This window comes from Candidatus Mycobacterium wuenschmannii (genome assembly GCF_030252325.1).
Classification (GTDB): domain Bacteria; phylum Actinomycetota; class Actinomycetes; order Mycobacteriales; family Mycobacteriaceae; genus Mycobacterium; species Mycobacterium wuenschmannii.
In genome coordinates this window covers 3,286,782-3,303,894 of sequence record NZ_CP126981.1, presented here as the reverse complement: position 1 = coordinate 3,303,894, position 17,113 = coordinate 3,286,782, and the positions used below count along the sequence as shown (strand labels likewise).

The window sequence follows — 17,113 nt, the reverse complement described above, 5'->3', positions numbered from 1 at the left end:
GTCATGTTTGATTTCGCAGCATTACCGCCCGAGGTCAACTCGGGTCTGATGTATTCGGGTCCCGGCTCGGCGCCCATGGTCGGCGCGGCCTCGGCGTGGGCGAGCCTCGCCGGCGAGCTACACACCGTGGGAGCCGCCTACGAGGCCGTGATCGCCGCGCTGACCGACGGGTCCTGGCTGGGACCCGCTGCGGCGTCGATGGCCGCGTCCTCGCAGGCGCAGGTGGAGTGGCTGAACAGCACCGCGGTGCAGGCCGAGCAGGTCGCGGCCCAGGCCTCGGCCGCCGTCAGCGCCTACGAGGCGGCCTTCATCGCGACAGTGCCGCCGCCGGAGATCGCCGCCAACCGCGCACTGTTGATGCAACTGATCGCCACCAACCTGCTGGGGCAGAACACCCCTGCGATCCTGGCCACCGAGGCGATGTATGCGGAGATGTGGGCGCAGGACGCGGCGGCCATGTACGGCTATGCGGGGGCGTCGGCCGCGGCATCGACGCTGGCGCCGTTCGCGCCCACCGCCGAGTCGGCCAACCCGGCCGGCCTCGGGGCCCAGGCGGCCGCTGTCTCCCAGGCGGTCGGATCCAGCGCCGGGACGGACGTGACCAATGCTTTGGCGGCCGCGGCCGCACCGGCGGCGCCGGGTGACCTCACTTTGGAACAGTTGCTGGCCCAGCTGGGTCTGACCGGTACCCTTCCCAACTCCAACGGCGACGGCCTCGTCCTCAATGGCGTCTGGGGCGACATCGTCGAGGGTCTGACCGGTTCGCAGACGGTGGATGGCAGTACACCCTTCGACACGTTCATCCGGTTGATCTCCCCCTTCCGACTGTCCACCACCGCTAGCAAGGACATCGAAGGGCTGGCCGAAGCGGCAACCAAATTTGGAGGTGCTGCGAAAGTATCGGCGGTCGAGGCGATCCCGGCGGCCCTTCCACCACCGAGTCTGCCGTCGGGCATTTCCGGTGCCGGGGCTCTCGGTGGCCTGGGCAAGGCGGAGCTGGTGGGCAAGTTGTCGGTGCCGCCGGCCTGGGGTGGGGTGAACCCGTCGGTGAGCCCCGCCGTCACCCCGGTCGGCAACCTCGGCACCCCGGTGTCGTCGCAACCGCTCACGCCCGTCGCCAACAGCATGGGCGCCCCGCCGGTGATGGCCGGTACCGGCGGCCGCGGCATGCAGTTCGCCGCTCCCCGTTACGGTTTCAAGCCGACCGTCGTCGCTCGTCCATTCGTCGGGGGCTAGGGAGTCACCAGGATCTTGCAGTGACGTTCGGGTTCGCCGAGATCGTCGAAGGCGGCCCCGACGTCCTCGAGACCGACGGTGCCGGTGATCATCGGGCTGACATCGATGTCGCCGTCGGCGATCGCGCGCAGTGAATGTCCGAATTCGTCTGGGCCGTAGGCGAGCACGAACTGGATGTTGAGTTCCTTGGCGATCGCGAAGAACGGGTAGACGGTGTCGGCCTGCATGCACACGCCGACCACGATCAGGCGGGTGCCGTGCCGCGCTCGGCGGATCACGTCGTCGATGATCCCCGGCACGCCGACCGCGTCGAACACCACCGAGGCCTTCGTGCCGTCGAACGGCGACCCTGCCGCGGGATCGACGGTCTGCTGAGCGGCCATCGTCGCGGCAAGCTCACGCCGCTTCGGTGAGAAATCGGCTGCCACAATGTTTTCCACACCGCGCAGGCGCAGCGCGGCGATCACCGCGATGCCGATCGGCCCGCAGCCCAGCACCAGCGCCGCCTCGCCGGGTTCGATGGCCGATTTGTTCACCGCGTGCAGGCCGACCGCCATCGGCTCCGCGAGCGAAGCATGCTGTGGGTCAAGGCCGTTGGGGATCGGCAGCAGTAGAGGCGCCGAGAGCAGCATCCGCTCGGCATAGCCGCCCACCGTGGTGTTGCTGTAGACGATCGCTTCGACGTCGGTGCCCGAGAGCAGCACCGGGATCGACGTGACCAGGCTTCCCGCCGGATGCGTGTCGGTGTCGGGACCGGGTTCGAGGATCTCGGCGCTGAATTCGTGGCCCATGAACACGTCCCGGTCCAGATCGACGCTCATTCCCCCAGCCCCGCTGGCCATCTCGCTACTCAGCGACAGCACCTCCGCGCCGTGCGAGGCGAAATGCAGGTCCGAGCCGCAGATCCCGCACGACCGCACCGCGACCAGCACCTGGCCGGGGCCGGGAACCGGTTCGGGAAGATCGTCGCGGTACACCATGCGGCCGTCCCGCAGCACCGATCCGCGCATCAGCCGCCCTCCCCGACGTGCTCGGTGATCGCCTTGACGACGGCTTGCCCTGCGCGACCGATCAATTCGTCGCGCTTGTCTTTGGCCCATTCGTGTGACGACCGGGCTGCCGCCAGTTGACCCTTGAAGTGCGGGATGACCTTGCGGGCCATCAACTCGTAGCAGTGATAGGTCGCCTCCGGGGAGGCCCAGTCGTGGCCGAGCATCAACAGCGTCCCGAATCCGCCGGAGCGGTCGAGCAGGTCTTCGATGTGGGCGATCGCGTCGTCCGGGCTGCCGATACAGCAATTGCCTTTGGCCGCATAGTCTTCGACGAACTCGTGCGGCGTCTGCGCTCCCTCGACAGAGTTGGCCAGCGGGACGAATCCGGCGGCGCCGAAGTAGTTGGCGAAATCCTGCAGGCCGTAGGTGCAGTCGTCGATGGCCTGGTCGCGGGTGTCGGCGACGTGCATGATCGACAACACCCGCCAGTCGGCGCGATCCGGTTGGACCCGGCCGGCTTTGGCGGCCTGCTCCTCGACCACGCCCCAGGTGTTCTCCAACGCCGCATAGCCGCCCGGGACCGACATCGACAGCGACAGCAGCGAGGTCCCCATCTTGCCCGCCAGGCGCGGGCCGGACGGGGAAAGCATTGCCGCCGTTGATATTTCCGGATATGGCCAGGTATAGGGGCGGATATGCAGTTGCGCTTCACGCAGGGTGAACCAGTCCGAGTGGCGACTGATCCGCTCGTCGGGATCGGCGCGGAACAGCGCCAGGATCGCCTCCAACGACTCGTCCATCATCCGGCGCTGCTCGATCGGATCGATGCCCATCATGTAGGCGTCCGACGGCAATGCGCCCGGCCCGGTGCCGAACATCACCCGCCCGCGGGTCAGATGATCCAGCAGCACCCAACGGTCGGCCACCATCAGCGGGTGGTGATACGGCAGCGACACCACGCCGGTGCCCAACCGGATGTGCTTGGTGCGTTCGGCGGCCGCGGCGATGAACACCTCTGGGCAGGCGATCAGCTCGTAGCCACCGGAGTGGTGCTCGCCGAACCAGGCCTCGTCGAAGTCGAGCCGGTCCAGCGCGACGACCCGGTCCATGTCGTATTCCAGTGCGACCGTGGGGGATTGGCCGGTCGGGTGGAACGGGGTGACGAAGACGCCGAAGTTCAGCGGGCGGTTCATGACCGCTGCGCGCCGATCGGGAGGCTCGACAGGAAGTCCAGCAGCAGCTCGTTGACCTGATCCGGCTTCTCCTGCTGCAGCCAGTGGCCCGCGCCGTCGATCAGCACCTCGCGATAGCGGCCCGTCACCACCTCTTGGGCTCGGTCGGGCCGCATGAAGCTCAGTACCGGGTCATCGGTTCCGCCGATGAACATGGCCGGCACGTCGATGGTGGCCGCCGGCGGGTCGGCCAGCAGTTCCCAGTTGCGGTCCAGGTTGCGATACCAATTCAGCCCGCCGGTGAACCCGGTGCGGGTGAACTCTTCGACGTAATGGTCGACTTCGTCCGCGGTGATCCAGTCCGGCAGGCCGTCGGCCTCCGGTAGCCGCTCGATGAAGCCCTCCGGTCCGGGCGCGATCATCCGCAGTGCCGCGGCCGGGTCGTCGGATCGTGTCAGCCCACCCAGCATGGCGGTGATCGTGCGGCGCGGGTTTCCGCCGAGTTCGGCGTCGGCCACCCCGGGCTCCTGGAAATAGAGCATGTAGAAGAAGTTGTCGCCGAAGATCGACCGGAACGCCGCGGTCGGCGGGACCTGTGACCGCGGTACCGGCGGCACGCTCATGCCGACGACGGCTTCGACCCGATCCGGGTGCAGTTGCGCCGAGCCCCACGCCACAGGCGCGCCCCAGTCGTGCCCGACGAACACTGCCGTGTCGGCGCCGACGTCGTCCAGCAGACCGATCAGGTCACCGGACAGGCTGGCGACGTTGTAGTCGGCGATGTCGTCGGGGCGGGTGGTTCGGCCATAGCCACGCTGGTCGGGCGCCAGCACGTGGTAGCCGGCGTCGGCCAAGGCCGGGATCTGGTGACGCCAGGAGTATGAGGTCTCGGGAAAGCCGTGGGCCAGCACCACTACCGGTGCGCCCGGCTCGCCGGCCTCGAGGGTGTGCAACCGCACGCCGTTGGTGTCGATGGTCCGTTCGGTGATGTGCGCAGACACCGCTTCACCAAAGCACACGCGCGGCCCGACTCGATAGGTGTCGGGAACTTCGATTCGTTGTTGAGACCGAGACGATTTATGGCTTCACCGCCGGTGCCCGGCTGCGCTCGGCCTGCGGCCGATCTGGCGATCACCGGAGCGAGGAACGTGGTGACCCGCTGCGCTCGGCCTGCGGCCGATCTGGCGATCACCGGAGCTAAGAACGTGGTGACCCGCTGCGCTCGGCCTGCGGCCGATCTGGCGATCACCATGGGGCGGTAACCTGGACTATTCCAGCTGCGTGTATCGGGAAGGACCTGGCCGACGACGGCCGATGATATGAACCGCAAAAACGTGATCCGCACGCTCACGGCCATTGCAGTCGTGCTGCTGCTTGGCTGGTCATTCTTCTATTTCAGCGACGACACCCGCGGCTTCAAGCCGGTCGACACATCGGTCGCCACGGCCCAGATCAAGACCGGGAACGTCAAGAGCGCCCAGATCGACGACCGTGAGCAGCAGGTCCGGCTCACGCTGAAGAGTGCCGCGCCCGGCACCGAGGGCTCCGACAAGGTCATCACACACTTCCCCACCGGCTACGCCGTCCCGCTGTTCGACCAGCTCAGCGGCAAGGACGCCCAGGTCAGCACCGTCGTGAACCAGGGCAGCATCATCGGGTCGATCGTCGTCTACGTGCTGCCGCTGCTGTTGCTGGTCGGCCTGTTCTTCATGTTCTCCCGCATGCAGGGCGGCGCCCGGATGGGCTTCGGCTTCGGCAAGTCGCGCGCCAAGATGCTCAACAAGGACATGCCCAAGACCACGTTCGCCGACGTGGCGGGCGCTGACGAGGCGGTCGAAGAGCTCTACGAAATCAAGGACTTCCTGCAGAACCCGACGCGCTACCAGGCACTCGGCGCCAAGATCCCCAAGGGCGTGCTGCTCTACGGTCCGCCGGGAACGGGCAAGACGCTGCTGGCCAGGGCCGTCGCGGGGGAGGCCGGTGTCCCGTTCTTCACGATCTCGGGTTCGGACTTCGTCGAGATGTTCGTCGGCGTCGGCGCCTCACGCGTGCGCGACCTGTTCGAACAGGCCAAACAGAACAGCCCCTGCATCATCTTCGTCGACGAGATCGACGCCGTCGGCCGTCAGCGCGGCGCCGGCCTCGGTGGCGGGCACGACGAGCGCGAGCAGACGCTGAACCAGTTGCTGGTCGAGATGGACGGCTTCGGCGACCGCACCGGCGTCATCCTGATCGCGGCGACCAACCGCCCCGACATCCTCGACCCGGCGCTGCTGCGGCCGGGCCGTTTCGACCGCCAGATCCCGGTGTCGAGCCCCGACCTGGCCGGCCGGCGCGCGGTGCTGCGGGTGCACTCCAAGGGCAAGCCGTTCGGCCCGGACGTCGAATTCGACGGCCTGGCCAAGCGGACCGTCGGCATGACCGGCGCCGACCTGGAGAACGTCATCAACGAGGCCGCCCTGCTGACCGCACGCGAGAACGGCACCGTCATCACCGGCGCCGCGCTCGAGGAGGCGGTCGACCGGGTGGTCGGCGGGCCACGCCGCAAGGGCCGGATCATCAGCGAGCAGGAAAAGAAGATGACCGCCTACCACGAGGCGGGGCACACGCTGGCCGGCTGGGCGATGCCGGGCATCGACACCGTCTACAAGGTGACGATCCTGGCCCGCGGCAACACCGGCGGGCACGCGCTGGCAGTGCCGGAGGACGACAAGGGCCTGCAGACCCGCTCCGAACTGGTTGCCAAGCTGGTGATGGCCCTCGGTGGTCGCGCCGCGGAGGAGTTGGTGTTCCACGAGCCCACCACGGGTGCGGTGTCCGACATCGAGAAGGCCACCAAGGTCGCCCGGGCGATGGTCACCGATCTCGGGATGAGCTCCAAGCTGGGCGCGGTGAAGTACGGCACCGAGGGCGGCGACCCGTTCCTGGGCCGGACGATGGGCACCCAGCCCGACTACTCGCACGAGGTCGCGCGCGAAATCGACGAGGAAGTCCGCAAACTCATCGAGACCGCGCACACCGAGGCCTGGGAGATCCTCACCGAGTACCGCGACGTACTCGACACGCTGGCCGGCGAGCTCCTGGAGAAGGAGACCCTGCACCGCGCCGAGTTGGAGGCGATCTTCTCCAACGTCGAAAAGCGCCCGCGCCTTACTCTTTTCGACGATTTCGGAGGGCGCATCCCGTCGGACAAGCCGCCGATCAAGACGCCGGGAGAGCTTGCGATCGAGCGCGGCGAGCCGTGGCCCAAGCCGGAGGCCGAACCGGCCTTCAAGGCGGCCATCGCGGCGGCGTCGCGGGAGGCTGAGCGGGTCGAGGCCGAGCGAACCGCCAACGGCAACAACGGATCTCACGGCGCCTCGAACGGCGGCCAGACGCAACCCGACTACGGCGCTCCCGCCGGCTGGCACGCTCCCGGCTGGCCGCCGCAGCAGCAGGGTTACTGGTACCCGCCGCAGAATCAGCCGCCGCAGCATTGGCCGGCGCCGCCACATCAGCACGCGGGACAGCCCTACCCGCCGTATCCGCCGTACCCGCCGCCGGGCGCGCCTGCGCCCGAGGCAGGCCAACCCGCCGACCCACCCGGTGGCGGCCATGGCCCGACTAACCCGTCGACACACGGCTGAACGAAACGGAGACTGCGATGGCGCAGCCAAATATTCACGCCGCGAATCGAAGCGAACGGATATTCGACCAACCCCGTGCCGAGGCGGCGATCCGCGAATTGCTGTACGCCATCGGCGAAGATCCGGAGCGGCACGGCCTGGTCGACACCCCGGCCCGCGTGGCGCGCAGTTTCCAAGAGGTGTTCGCCGGCCTTTACACCGACCCGGATGCCGTGCTGGACACCACCTTTGACGAACAGCATGACGAACTCGTGTTGATCAAAGAGATCCCGATGTACTCCACCTGCGAGCATCACCTGGTGGCGTTCCACGGTGTGGCGCACGTGGGTTACATCCCCGGCCGCGACGGCCGGGTGACCGGTCTGTCCAAGATCGCCCGATTGGTCGACCTGTACGCGAAACGGCCGCAGGTGCAGGAACGCCTCACCGCACAGATTGCCGACGCGCTGATGCGCAAACTCGATCCCCGCGGTGTGATCGTCGTGGTGGAGGCCGAGCACCTCTGCATGTCCATGCGGGGCGTCCGTAAGCCCGGCGCGGTCACCACGACGTCCGCCGTTCGCGGACAATTCAAGTCCAACAACGCATCTCGAGCCGAAGCGCTCGACCTGATCTTGCGCAGGTGAGTCCGCCGCACGTCCAGGTCATGGGGGTGGTGAACGTCACCGACGACTCGTTCTCGGATGGCGGCCGCTACCTCGACACCGAGCGAGCTGTGCAGCAGGGGTTGACGTTGGTCGCCGACGGGGCGTCGATCGTCGACGTCGGGGGCGAGTCGACCCGTCCCGGCGCTACCCGCATCGATCCGCGGGCGGAGACCTCCCGGGTAATCCCCGTCATCAAAGAGCTTGCCGCCCAGGGGATTACCGTCAGTGTCGACACGATGCACGCAGGTGTGGCACGGGCCGCGCTGGAGAACGGCGCGACGATGGTCAACGACGTCTCCGGCGGCCGCGCCGACCCGGCCATGGCGGGCCTGCTGGCCGAGGCCGACGCGCCGTGGGTGCTCATGCACTGGCGCTCGGTGTCGACCGAGCGACCGCATCAGGTACCGCCGTATCGCGACGTGGTCGGCGAGGTGCGCGACGAGTTGATGGCCTGCGTCGACAACGCCGTTGCGGCAGGGGTGAATCCGGCGAAGCTGATCGTCGACCCCGGTCTCGGCTTCGCCAAATCGGCCGACGACAACTGGGCGCTGCTGCACGCGTTGCCGGACCTGGTGGCCGGAGGCGTCCCAGTGCTTGTCGGTGCGTCCCGCAAGCGCTTTCTCGGCACACTGCTGGCCGGCCTCGACGGCGCGGTGCGGCCGCCCGATGGTCGCGAGACGGCGACCGCGGTGGTGTCGGCGCTGGCGGCGTTGCATGGCGCCTGGGGAGTTCGGGTACACGACGTGCGAGCGTCGGTCGATGCTGTCAAAGTGGTCGAAGCATGGACCCAGGCGGGGCGGTAGGAGCAGATGGCTGATCGAATCGAGTTGCGCGGCTTGAAAGTTCGCGGCAACCATGGCGTGTTCGAGCATGAGCGGGCCGACGGTCAGGACTTCGTCGTCGACGTCACCGTCTGGATCGACCTGGCGAAGGCCGCGGCCAGCGACGATCTGGCCGATACCTACGACTACGGCGTGCTGGCCGAGCGGGCCGCCGCTGTCGTCGCGGGCCCGGCACGTAATTTGATCGAGACGGTCGCCGGCGAGATCGCCGAAGACGTGATGAAGGACCATCGTGTGCACGCAGTGGAGGTGACAGTGCACAAGCCGCAAGCCCCGATTCCCCAGACCTTCGACGACGTCGCGGTGGTGGCCCGCCGATCCCGGCGCGGCGGCCGCGGTCAGGTGGTGCCCCTATGACTCGTGTCGTGCTGTCGATCGGATCCAACCTCGGCGACCGGCAGGCCAGGCTGCAGTCGGTGCTCGACCGGCTCGGCGAATCGGTCACGGCGGTGTCGCCGGTCTATGAGACGGCGGCCTGGGGTGGCGTCGAGCAGGGTCCCTTTCTGAACGCGGTGCTGATCGCCGAAGACGCGACGCTCGACGGGCACGGGTGGTTGCGCTGCGCGCAGGCGATGGAGGTCGCGGCCGATCGCGTCCGCGGCCAGAAATGGGGTCCGCGCACGCTCGATGTCGACCTGATCAGCTGTCACCTGACGGCGCTGGAGGGTGACACCGAGCTGTTCTCCTTGGAAGACGGCCTGACCCTGCCGCATCCGCTGGCCCACCTGCGGGCCTTCGTGCTGATCCCGTGGCTCGCGGTCGATCCCGACGCGACGCTGACCGTGGCCGGCGGCAAGGAGTCCGTCGCCAGGCTGATCGCCGAACTGGATCCGACGGACCGGGCCGGCGTGCGGCACACCGACTTCGTGCTCGAGCCGCGCACCGAGAGCTGATGGGTCCCACCCGCAAACGTGACCTGACGGCCGCGGTGCTCGGCACTGCGGTGGGGGGTTATCTGCTGGTGCTGACGCTGTATCGATGGTTTCCGCCGATCACGGTGTGGACCGGCCTCTCGTTGCTCGCCGTTGCGGCCGCCGAAGCGGGCTGGGGTCGCCATGTGCGGGCCAAGATCGCCGCGGGCGAGATTGGTGACGCTCCGGGGTGGATCCATCCGCTGTCGGTGGCCCGCAGCCTGGTCGTCGCGCAGGCATCGGCCTGGGTCGGTGCGCTGGCACTGGGCTGGTGGGTCGGCGTCCTGGTCTATCTCTTACCGCGTCGGGCGTGGCTTCGGGTGGCCGCCCAGGACACCACCGGAACCGCGGTCGCGGCGCTGAGCGCACTCGCTTTGGTGGCCGCCGGGCTGTGGTTGCAGCATTGCTGCCGATCGCCGGGCGATCCGACCGACAACGGCGAGGGCGCCGAAAGCTAGCCGGGCCCGCCGACCGCCGAAATCAGGCGATAAGTCCAGGTGAGAAACGCCGGAGCGCACGACACGCGCGGTGACCCAGGGCCGGTACAGTCGGGCCATGACCGATCTGTCCCGCGGCGCCCGCGTGCGGCGCAGCGGCCGCAGACCAGGTTGGGTTCTGCTGACGGCGTTGCTGGTGCTGGCAATCGGCGCCAGTTCCGCGCTGGTCTTCACCAGCCGGGTGGAGTTGCTGAAGCTCGCCGTGATCCTCGCGCTGTGGGCCGCGGTTGTCGCGGCCTTCGTGTCCGTGATCTATCGCCGGCAGAGCGATGTCGATCAGGCCCGGGCGCGTGACTTGAAGCTGGTCTACGACCTGCAGTTGGACCGGGAGATCTCCGCGCGCCGCGAATACGAGCTGACGGTGGAGTCGCAGCTGCGTCGCGAACTCGCCACCGAACTGCGTGCGCAGGCCAACGACGAGGTTTCCGAGCTGCGGGCCGAGCTGGCCGCGCTGCGCACCAACCTGGAGATCCTGTTCGACGCCGAGCTCAGCGAGCGCCCGGCCTTGGAGGGCGAACGCAAGGCCGTGCGCGGTTACAGCGAATGGGACCGCGACAACGAAAGTGCGCGCGAGCGCATCAACCGGGTGCAGTCCGTGCGCGCCGAGGAGCCCGCCCGCCGAGCCGACGACTCGATCATCGACGTGCACGAGGAGCCGCTGGTCCCGCCGCCGCGGCAGCCGGCCGCGGAGAGCTACCAGCCGAACTACGCGCCGCAGGCGCACGAGGCGTACTCACCGCCCCGGCAGAATCGACCCGCCGAACCGCCCGAGCCGGACCGCGGCTCGCATCGGCGGCCCGCTGACCAGGACGCTCCGCGCAGCGAGCCGCAGCCCGCCGCATGGATCCCACCGCAGGCGCCGCCGGCGCCGCAGCCACCCGCGAGCCCGGTCGAACGTCCCCAGGAGGGCCGCGGCTGGGGTCCGCCGCCGGGCCAGCCCAGCGCCTGGCCCGCTCCCGGCCCGGGACCCGAGCGGTTCGAACCTCCTCAACCGCCGCGGCGCTCCCACCGCCGGGCCGAAGGTCCCGCCCAGCCGGAGCCCCAGTTCGCGCCCGCGCCGCCGCCCCCGCAGCCGGAGCCGACGCCGCCACCCGCTCAGCCCGAGCCCCAGCAGCCGCCCGAGCCGCAGTTCGCGCCGGCGCAGCAGCAGCCCGAGCCGCAGCAGCCGCGCATCCCGTGGCCACCACCGGCCCAGGCGCCGCGCCAGCCCGAGCAGCCGGCGGCCTGGCAACCGGTCAGCGCCGAGGGACAGTGGCGCCCCGCCGGGTCTCCCGGCAGCAACTGGAACGCCGGCCAGACAGAAGGCCCCGCTCCGGCGTCGTGGGCCTACGACAACGGCCCGTCGCGCGACAAGCCGTCCCACCGATCGCCGAGCGCTGGTGAACCGCCCACCGACCCACCGGCCGAGCGCCGCGGTCGGCATTCCAGTGGATCGGCGGACGCAGCGCCTGGTCCGGCCGTCGAATCGGCCGCGGAATGGGGCGAATCGTCGGGTCGCCGTGCACGCTCGCGGCACGGCGCTGATCAACCCGATCCCTCCGGCGTCGGATCCGCGGCTCCGGCCCCGGCCATGTCACCGCCGCCGCCCCCGCCCCCGCCGCCAACGATTCCGGCCGCGGATCGCGGTCCGGCGATGTCGCCGCCGCCCCCGGCTGCACGTCACCGCACCACCGACCCGCTGGCGGAGGCTGAGGAGCCCCAATCGGGTGGCCAATCGGTGGCCGACCTGCTGGCACGGCTGCAGTCCTCGCCGTCTGAGGGCAGCGGAGGACGTCGCCGCCGTCGCGAAGACTGAGGCGAAGACCACAGCGTTTCGCCCTGATCGTCGCGGTACAGTCTTAACGACCGTCCGGTACCCGCTACGCGGGACTGGAACGAAACCAAAGGATTTCTCTGCGATGGTGCAGTTCGACGGATTGCGCCCCGCTCGACTCAAGGTGGGGATCATCTCCGCCGGCCGGGTGGGAACCGCACTCGGGGTGGCGCTCGAACGCGTCGACCATGTCGTGGTCGCCTGCAGCGCCGTCTCCCGCGCTTCGCGACTGCGTGCCGAACAGCGACTCACCGACACTCCGGTTGTTCCCGTGCCCGACGTCGCCGGCAGCGCCGAGTTGCTACTGCTGGCGGTGCCGGACACCGAATTACCCGGTCTGGTAACGGGTTTGGCGGCGACGTCCGCCGTACGGCCGGGAACGATCGTCGCGCACACCTCCGGCGTCAACGGCGTCGGCGTATTGGCCCCGCTCGCTGACTGCATCCCGTTGGCGATTCACCCGGCGATGACGTTCACCGGATCCGACGAGGACATCGCGCGCCTCCCCGACACCTGCTTCGGGATCACCGCCGCCGACGAGGTCGGCTACGCGATCGCGCAGTCGCTGGTCCTCGAGATCGGCGGCGAGCCGTTCCGGGTGCCCGAGCAGGCCCGCACGCTCTATCACGCGGCCCTGGCCCACGCGGGCAACCACATCGTCACCGTTCTCACCGACGCGCTCGACGCGCTGCGCGCCGCGGTGTCCGGTACCGAACTGCTGGGCCAGCAACTCGTCGACAACCAGCCCGGCGGCATCGCCGAGCGCATCCTCGGCCCGCTGGCCCGCGCGGCGCTGGAGAACACATTGCAGCGCGGCCAAGCGGCCCTGACCGGCCCCATCGCCCGCGGCGACGCCGGCGTCGTTGCCGGTCACCTGCACGCGCTGCAGACCGTCGACCCACAGCTGGCGCAGGCCTACCGCGTCAACGCGATGCGCACCGCGGAGAAAGTGCACGCCCCCGATGATGTGCTGGCGGTGTTGGCGCGATGAGCACGACTCGGCCACCCAGGTTCAGCGCCGGTGAACTCAACGTCTATGCGGCCCCCGCGGAGGTCGGCCAGGTCAGCCGCGCGCTGCGCCGCACCGGCCGCCGGGTGATGCTGGTGCCGACCATGGGTGCGTTGCACGACGGGCACCTCGCGCTGGTGCGCGCCGCGAAGCTGGTGCCCGGGTCGGTCGTGGTCGTGTCGATCTTCGTGAACCCGCTGCAGTTCGGCGCCGACGAGGATCTCGATGCCTATCCGCGGATCCTCGAAGCCGACCTCGAACTGCTGCGCGGCGAGGGAGTCGAAATCGTCTTCACACCAAGCGCTTCGGCGATGTACCCGGACGGTCCGCGGACCACGATCTACCCCGGGCCGTTGGGATCGGAGCTCGAGGGTTCGGCGCGGCCCACCCACTTCGCGGGCATGCTGACGGTTGTCTGCAAGCTGATGCAGATCGTCGCCCCGGATCGAATCTTTTTCGGCGAGAAGGACTATCAGCAGTTGGTGATGGTTCGTCAGATGGTTGCCGACCTCAACATCGACGTCCGGGTCGTCGGCGTGCCGATCGTGCGCGAGACCGACGGCCTGGCGATGTCGTCGCGCAATCGCTACCTCAGCGCCGCCGAGCGCGAATTGGCCGGCATCTTGTCGGCGGCCCTGTTGGCCGGCTCGCATGCCGCGCCCGGTGGGGCGGTTGCCGCGGTCGAGGCCGCTCGTTCGGTGCTGTCGGCGGAACCCGCGATCGACGTGGATTACCTCGAAGTGCGCGACAGCGCACTGGGTCCAGCGCCGGCCGTCGGCGCCGGCCGCCTGCTGGTGGCGGCCCGACTCGGCAAGACCAGACTGCTCGACAACGTCGCAATCGAAATCGGAACCACCGTCGGCGCCGACGGGCGGGTGCCCGCCGCATCGGCCGAGTCCCTCGAATCACCGTGGAGGAATTGATGATACGGACCATGCTCAAGTCGAAGATCCACCGCGCCACCGTCACACAGGCGGACCTGCACTACGTGGGATCGGTGACGATCGACGCCGACCTGATGGACGCGGCCGACCTGCTCGAGGGCGAACAGGTGACGATCGTCGACATCGACAACGGCGCCCGGCTGGTCACCTATGCGATCACCGGTGAGCGCGGTAGTGGCGTGATCGGAATCAACGGCGCAGCAGCGCATCTCGTGCACCCCGGCGACCTGGTGATTCTGATCGCCTACGCGCAGATGGAAGATGCCGAAGCGCGCACCTACCAGCCGAAGATCGTCTTCGTCGACGCCGACAACAACGCGATCGACCTCGGCAGCGACCCGGCGTACGTTCCCGCCGATGCCGGCGAGCTGGTGTCGCCGCGATGAAGGCCCGCTAGCCGTGCTGCTGGCCATCGACGTTCGCAACACCCACACCGTCGTCGGGCTGATCACCGGCTCCAAGGAGCACGCGAAAGTCGTGCAGCAGTGGCGGATTCGTACCGAAGCGGAGATCACCGCCGATGAGCTCGCGCTCACCATCGACGGACTGATCGGCGACGACTCGGATCAGCTGACGGGCGCGTCGGCGCTATCGACCGTGCCGTCGGTGCTGCACGAGGTGCGGGTGATGCTCGAGCAGTATTGGCCGACGGTGCCGCACGTGCTGATCGAGCCGGGTGTGCGCACCGGGATCCCGCTGCTCGTCGACAACCCGAAGGAAGTCGGCGCGGACCGAATCGTCAACTGTCTGGCCGCTTTTCAGAAGTACAACACCGCAGCGATCGTGATCGACTTCGGCTCCTCGATCTGCGTGGACGTGGTGTCGGCCAAGGGCGAATTCCTGGGCGGCGCGATCGCGCCGGGCATCCAGGTGTCCTCCGACGCCGCGGCGGCCCGCTCGGCCGCGCTGCGCCGGGTCGAGTTGGCGCGGCCCCGCTCGGTCGTCGGCAAGAACACCGTCGAGTGCATGCAGGCCGGCGCTGTGTTCGGGTTCGCCGGACTGGTGGACGGATTGGTCGGCCGGATCCGGGAAGACGTCGACGGATTCGCCGGCGACAACGTGACCGTGGTCGCCACCGGCCACACCGCGCCGCTGCTGCTGGCCGAGCTGACCTCCGTCGACCACTACGACCAGCACCTGACCCTGCAGGGATTGCGGTTGGTGTTCGAGCGCAACCGGGACAGTCAGCGCGGACGGCTCAAGACCGCACGCTGAGGCGCGCGCCGCGCCAACCCGAAGCCAGGGCTGCGGTATGGGCAGGATCACGACCATCGCTTCTGTTTCGCGGGCACAACGCCGTGTCCTTTAAGCTGGCAGGTCGTGAGCGCCGCCGACCCTAGGGACCCGCAAGACGACCTCCCGGAGCAATTCCGAATTCGCCGAGACAAACGCGAGCGGCTGGCGGCCGAGGGCCGTGATCCCTACCCCGTCGAGGTCCCGCGCACCCACACCCTGGCGCAGGTGCGCGCCGCGCATCCCGATCTGCCCGCCGACTCGACCACCGGGGACATCGTCGGCGTCGCCGGCAGGGTGGTGTTCGCCCGCAACTCGGGCAAGCTGTGCTTCGCCAGCCTCCAGGACGGCGACGGCACCCAGCTTCAGGTGATGTTGAGTTTGGCCGGCGTCGGGCAGGAAGCCCTCGACGAATGGAAGTCCGACGTCGATATCGGCGACATCGTCTTCGTGCACGGCGAGGTGATCAGCTCGCGGCGCGGGGAGCTGTCCGTCCTCGGCGACAGTTGGCTGATGGCCTCCAAGGCGTTGCGGCCGCTGCCGGTGGCCCATAAAGAGATGAGCGAGGAATCCCGCGTTCGTCAGCGCTACGTCGATCTGATCGTGCGGCCGCAGGCGCGCACGGTGGCCCGGCAGCGAATTGCGGTCATGCGCGCATTGCGCAATGCTCTCGAGCAACGCGGCTTTTTAGAAGTCGAAACGCCGATGCTGCAGACTTTGGCCGGTGGCGCCGCGGCGCGCCCGTTCGTGACGCACTCCAATGCACTCGACATCGATCTCTACCTTCGTATAGCCCCGGAACTGTTCCTCAAGCGATGTGTGGTGGGAGGTCTCGACAAGGTCTTCGAAGTAAATCGGGTGTTCCGAAACGAAGGCGCCGATTCGACGCATTCTCCCGAATTTTCCATGCTCGAGACGTATCAAGCGTATGGAACGTATGACGATTCTGCCGTGGTAACCCGCGAGCTTATTCAACAGGTGGCTGACGAGGCGATCGGTACTCGAGAACTTCCGCTACCCGATGGCAGCGTCTATGACATCGACGGAGAATGGGCGTCGATACAAATGTATCCATCGCTATCTGAGGCACTTCACGAAGAGATCACACCAGACACCAATGTCGATCGTTTGCTCGCAATCGCCGCGTCACTCGACGTTGAGGTTCCCGCCGACCGTGGCTACGGACACGGCAAGCTGGTCGAGGAACTCTGGGAGCACACCGTCGGCTCGACGCTGACCGCACCTACTTTCGTGAAGGACTTTCCGGTCGAGACAACGCCTTTGACCCGGCAACACCGCAGCATTGCCGGCGTCACCGAGAAGTGGGACCTGTATATCCGGGGCTTCGAGCTGGCCACCGGATACTCCGAGTTGATCGACCCGGTGGTGCAGCGCGAAAGATTCGCTGAGCAGGCCCGGGCCGCGGCCGCCGGCGACGACGAGGCAATGGTGCTCGACGAGGATTTTCTTGTCGCTCTCGAGCACGCTATGCCGCCGTGCACCGGAACCGGAATGGGCATCGATCGCCTGCTGATGGCCTTGACCGGCCTGTCAATTAGGGAGACAGTATTGTTTCCTATTGTGCGTCCGCATAGCAACTGAGCGTCGCTGTCACGCTGTATTGAATTACTCGTCGGGATATGGCAGATTATCGGCGGGGGCGGTCCGAGCACGTGTCTTGTATGGCAAGTGTCTAAGAAGAAAGCATGAGGCTCAGCCGATGGCGAAGAAAGTGACCGTCACTCTTGTCGACGATTTCGACGGTGAAGGCGCCGCCGATGAAACCGTCGAATTCGGTCTCGACGGCGTGACGTATGAGATTGACCTTTCGGCCAAGAATGCGACGAAACTTCGTAACGACCTGAAGCAGTGGGTGGAAGCCTCCCGCCGCGTCGGCGGCCGTCGCCGCGGGCGTTCCAGCTCCGGCCGTGGCCGGGGTGCCATCGACCGCGAGCAGAGCGCCGCGATTCGCGACTGGGCTCGCCGCAACGGACACAACGTATCGACGCGCGGCCGCATCCCGGCCGACGTGATCGACGCATTCCACGCCGCCACCTGATCCGGGGAAGCCGGCTTTCGCTGGTGGCGAACTGATCGATACGCAACGCGGGAAACGATTAACTGTTTTCCCGCGTTGCTTTGTTGCAACCGCATTGGGTTACCGACAGCAAGGTGGGAAGCCCGGGCGGTA

General features: G+C 68.2%; 16 protein-coding genes and 1 pseudogene. 14 read left to right on the top strand and 3 right to left on the bottom strand.

Annotated elements, in window-relative coordinates; all coding sequences use genetic code 11:
• Nucleotides 1-3 precede the first annotated feature (3 nt).
• Entirely contained in the window at nucleotides 4-1,236 is a 1,233-nt protein-coding gene (locus PT015_RS15815; RefSeq protein ID WP_285185640.1) for a PPE family protein, read from the top strand.
• On the opposite strand, the gene PT015_RS15810 is transcribed toward PT015_RS15815, so the two are convergent.
• From PT015_RS15810 to PT015_RS15800, 3 genes are read right to left on the bottom strand one after another with little or no spacing between them, the layout of a single operon-like run.
• On the bottom strand, nucleotides 1,233-2,246 hold the full coding sequence (locus tag PT015_RS15810; RefSeq protein WP_285185639.1) for a zinc-binding dehydrogenase: 1,014 nt from the start codon (nucleotides 2,244-2,246) through the stop codon (nucleotides 1,233-1,235). The two genes, PT015_RS15815 and PT015_RS15810, sit on opposite strands and share 4 nt — an antisense overlap.
• Complete coding sequence (locus PT015_RS15805; protein WP_285185638.1) at nucleotides 2,246-3,421, bottom strand: LLM class flavin-dependent oxidoreductase; 1,176 nt, start codon at nucleotides 3,419-3,421, stop codon at nucleotides 2,246-2,248. The genes PT015_RS15810 and PT015_RS15805 overlap by 1 nt, the downstream gene beginning before the upstream one ends.
• Complete coding sequence (locus PT015_RS15800) at nucleotides 3,418-4,401, bottom strand: alpha/beta fold hydrolase (protein WP_285185637.1); 984 nt, start codon at nucleotides 4,399-4,401, stop codon at nucleotides 3,418-3,420. Before PT015_RS15800 ends, PT015_RS15805 begins: the two co-directional genes overlap by 4 nt.
• Before the next feature lie 318 nt (nucleotides 4,402-4,719).
• On the opposite strand from PT015_RS15800, the gene ftsH reads away from it, so the two are divergent.
• From ftsH to lsr2, 13 genes and pseudogenes are all read left to right on the top strand, one after another.
• Nucleotides 4,720-7,026 (top strand): ATP-dependent zinc metalloprotease FtsH, encoded by a 2,307-nt coding sequence (gene ftsH / locus PT015_RS15795; RefSeq protein ID WP_285185636.1) that lies wholly within the window; start codon nucleotides 4,720-4,722, stop codon nucleotides 7,024-7,026.
• 17 nt (nucleotides 7,027-7,043) lie between these two features.
• Nucleotides 7,044-7,652 (top strand): GTP cyclohydrolase I FolE, encoded by a 609-nt coding sequence (gene folE, locus PT015_RS15790; RefSeq protein ID WP_285185635.1) that lies wholly within the window; start codon nucleotides 7,044-7,046, stop codon nucleotides 7,650-7,652.
• Nucleotides 7,649-8,476 carry a dihydropteroate synthase gene (gene folP, locus PT015_RS15785; protein ID WP_285185634.1) on the top strand — a complete coding sequence of 276 codons (828 nt, stop codon included), beginning with the start codon at nucleotides 7,649-7,651 and terminating at the stop codon, nucleotides 8,474-8,476. The genes folE and folP overlap by 4 nt, the downstream gene beginning before the upstream one ends.
• A 6-nt stretch (nucleotides 8,477-8,482) precedes the next feature.
• On the top strand, nucleotides 8,483-8,872 hold the full coding sequence (gene folB / locus PT015_RS15780) for a dihydroneopterin aldolase (RefSeq protein WP_285185633.1): 390 nt from the start codon (nucleotides 8,483-8,485) through the stop codon (nucleotides 8,870-8,872).
• The gene (folK, locus tag PT015_RS15775; RefSeq protein WP_285185632.1) at nucleotides 8,869-9,408 is read left to right on the top strand and encodes a 2-amino-4-hydroxy-6-hydroxymethyldihydropteridine diphosphokinase; all 540 of its coding nucleotides are present in this window, start codon (nucleotides 8,869-8,871) and stop codon (nucleotides 9,406-9,408) included. Before folB ends, folK begins: the two co-directional genes overlap by 4 nt.
• A complete protein-coding gene (locus tag PT015_RS15770) occupies nucleotides 9,408-9,884 on the top strand; it encodes a DUF3180 domain-containing protein (protein ID WP_285185631.1) in 477 nt (158 codons plus the stop codon). The genes folK and PT015_RS15770 overlap by 1 nt, the downstream gene beginning before the upstream one ends.
• A 97-nt stretch (nucleotides 9,885-9,981) precedes the next feature.
• Nucleotides 9,982-10,438, top strand: a pseudogene (locus tag PT015_RS24735) (DUF6779 domain-containing protein); the annotation flags it as partial.
• A 1,383-nt stretch (nucleotides 10,439-11,821) separates the two neighbouring features.
• Entirely contained in the window at nucleotides 11,822-12,727 is a 906-nt protein-coding gene (locus PT015_RS15760; protein ID WP_285185628.1) for a Rossmann-like and DUF2520 domain-containing protein, read from the top strand.
• Nucleotides 12,724-13,668, top strand: coding sequence for a pantoate--beta-alanine ligase (gene panC, locus PT015_RS15755; protein WP_285185626.1), 945 nt, complete (start codon nucleotides 12,724-12,726; stop codon nucleotides 13,666-13,668). The genes PT015_RS15760 and panC overlap by 4 nt, the downstream gene beginning before the upstream one ends.
• On the top strand, nucleotides 13,668-14,075 hold the full coding sequence (panD, locus tag PT015_RS15750) for an aspartate 1-decarboxylase (RefSeq protein WP_285185625.1): 408 nt from the start codon (nucleotides 13,668-13,670) through the stop codon (nucleotides 14,073-14,075). Before panC ends, panD begins: the two co-directional genes overlap by 1 nt.
• A 13-nt stretch (nucleotides 14,076-14,088) precedes the next feature.
• Nucleotides 14,089-14,904: a type III pantothenate kinase gene (locus PT015_RS15745; RefSeq protein ID WP_285191135.1), complete on the top strand. Its 816-nt coding sequence runs from the start codon at nucleotides 14,089-14,091 to the stop codon at nucleotides 14,902-14,904.
• 105 nt (nucleotides 14,905-15,009) lie between these two features.
• Complete coding sequence (lysS, locus tag PT015_RS15740; RefSeq protein ID WP_285185624.1) at nucleotides 15,010-16,524, top strand: lysine--tRNA ligase; 1,515 nt, start codon at nucleotides 15,010-15,012, stop codon at nucleotides 16,522-16,524.
• A gap of 118 nt (nucleotides 16,525-16,642) precedes the next feature.
• Entirely contained in the window at nucleotides 16,643-16,981 is a 339-nt protein-coding gene (gene lsr2, locus PT015_RS15735) for a histone-like nucleoid-structuring protein Lsr2 (RefSeq protein WP_285185623.1), read from the top strand.
• The last annotated feature ends 132 nt before the right edge of the window (nucleotides 16,982-17,113 follow it).

Coding starts and splice junctions, on each gene's coding strand:
- PT015_RS15815 (WP_285185640.1), top strand. CDS start 4: ATGTTTGATTTCGCAGCATTACCGCCCGAGGTCAACTCGGGTCTGATG.
- PT015_RS15810 (WP_285185639.1), bottom strand. CDS start 2,246: ATGCGCGGATCGGTGCTGCGGGACGGCCGCATGGTGTACCGCGACGAT.
- PT015_RS15805 (WP_285185638.1), bottom strand. CDS start 3,421: ATGAACCGCCCGCTGAACTTCGGCGTCTTCGTCACCCCGTTCCACCCG.
- ftsH (WP_285185636.1), top strand. CDS start 4,720: ATGAACCGCAAAAACGTGATCCGCACGCTCACGGCCATTGCAGTCGTG.
- folE (WP_285185635.1), top strand. CDS start 7,044: ATGGCGCAGCCAAATATTCACGCCGCGAATCGAAGCGAACGGATATTC.
- folB (WP_285185633.1), top strand. CDS start 8,483: ATGGCTGATCGAATCGAGTTGCGCGGCTTGAAAGTTCGCGGCAACCAT.
- folK (WP_285185632.1), top strand. CDS start 8,869: ATGACTCGTGTCGTGCTGTCGATCGGATCCAACCTCGGCGACCGGCAG.
- PT015_RS15770 (WP_285185631.1), top strand. CDS start 9,408: ATGGGTCCCACCCGCAAACGTGACCTGACGGCCGCGGTGCTCGGCACT.
- PT015_RS15760 (WP_285185628.1), top strand. CDS start 11,822: ATGGTGCAGTTCGACGGATTGCGCCCCGCTCGACTCAAGGTGGGGATC.
- panC (WP_285185626.1), top strand. CDS start 12,724: ATGAGCACGACTCGGCCACCCAGGTTCAGCGCCGGTGAACTCAACGTC.
- panD (WP_285185625.1), top strand. CDS start 13,668: ATGATACGGACCATGCTCAAGTCGAAGATCCACCGCGCCACCGTCACA.
- lsr2 (WP_285185623.1), top strand. CDS start 16,643: ATGGCGAAGAAAGTGACCGTCACTCTTGTCGACGATTTCGACGGTGAA.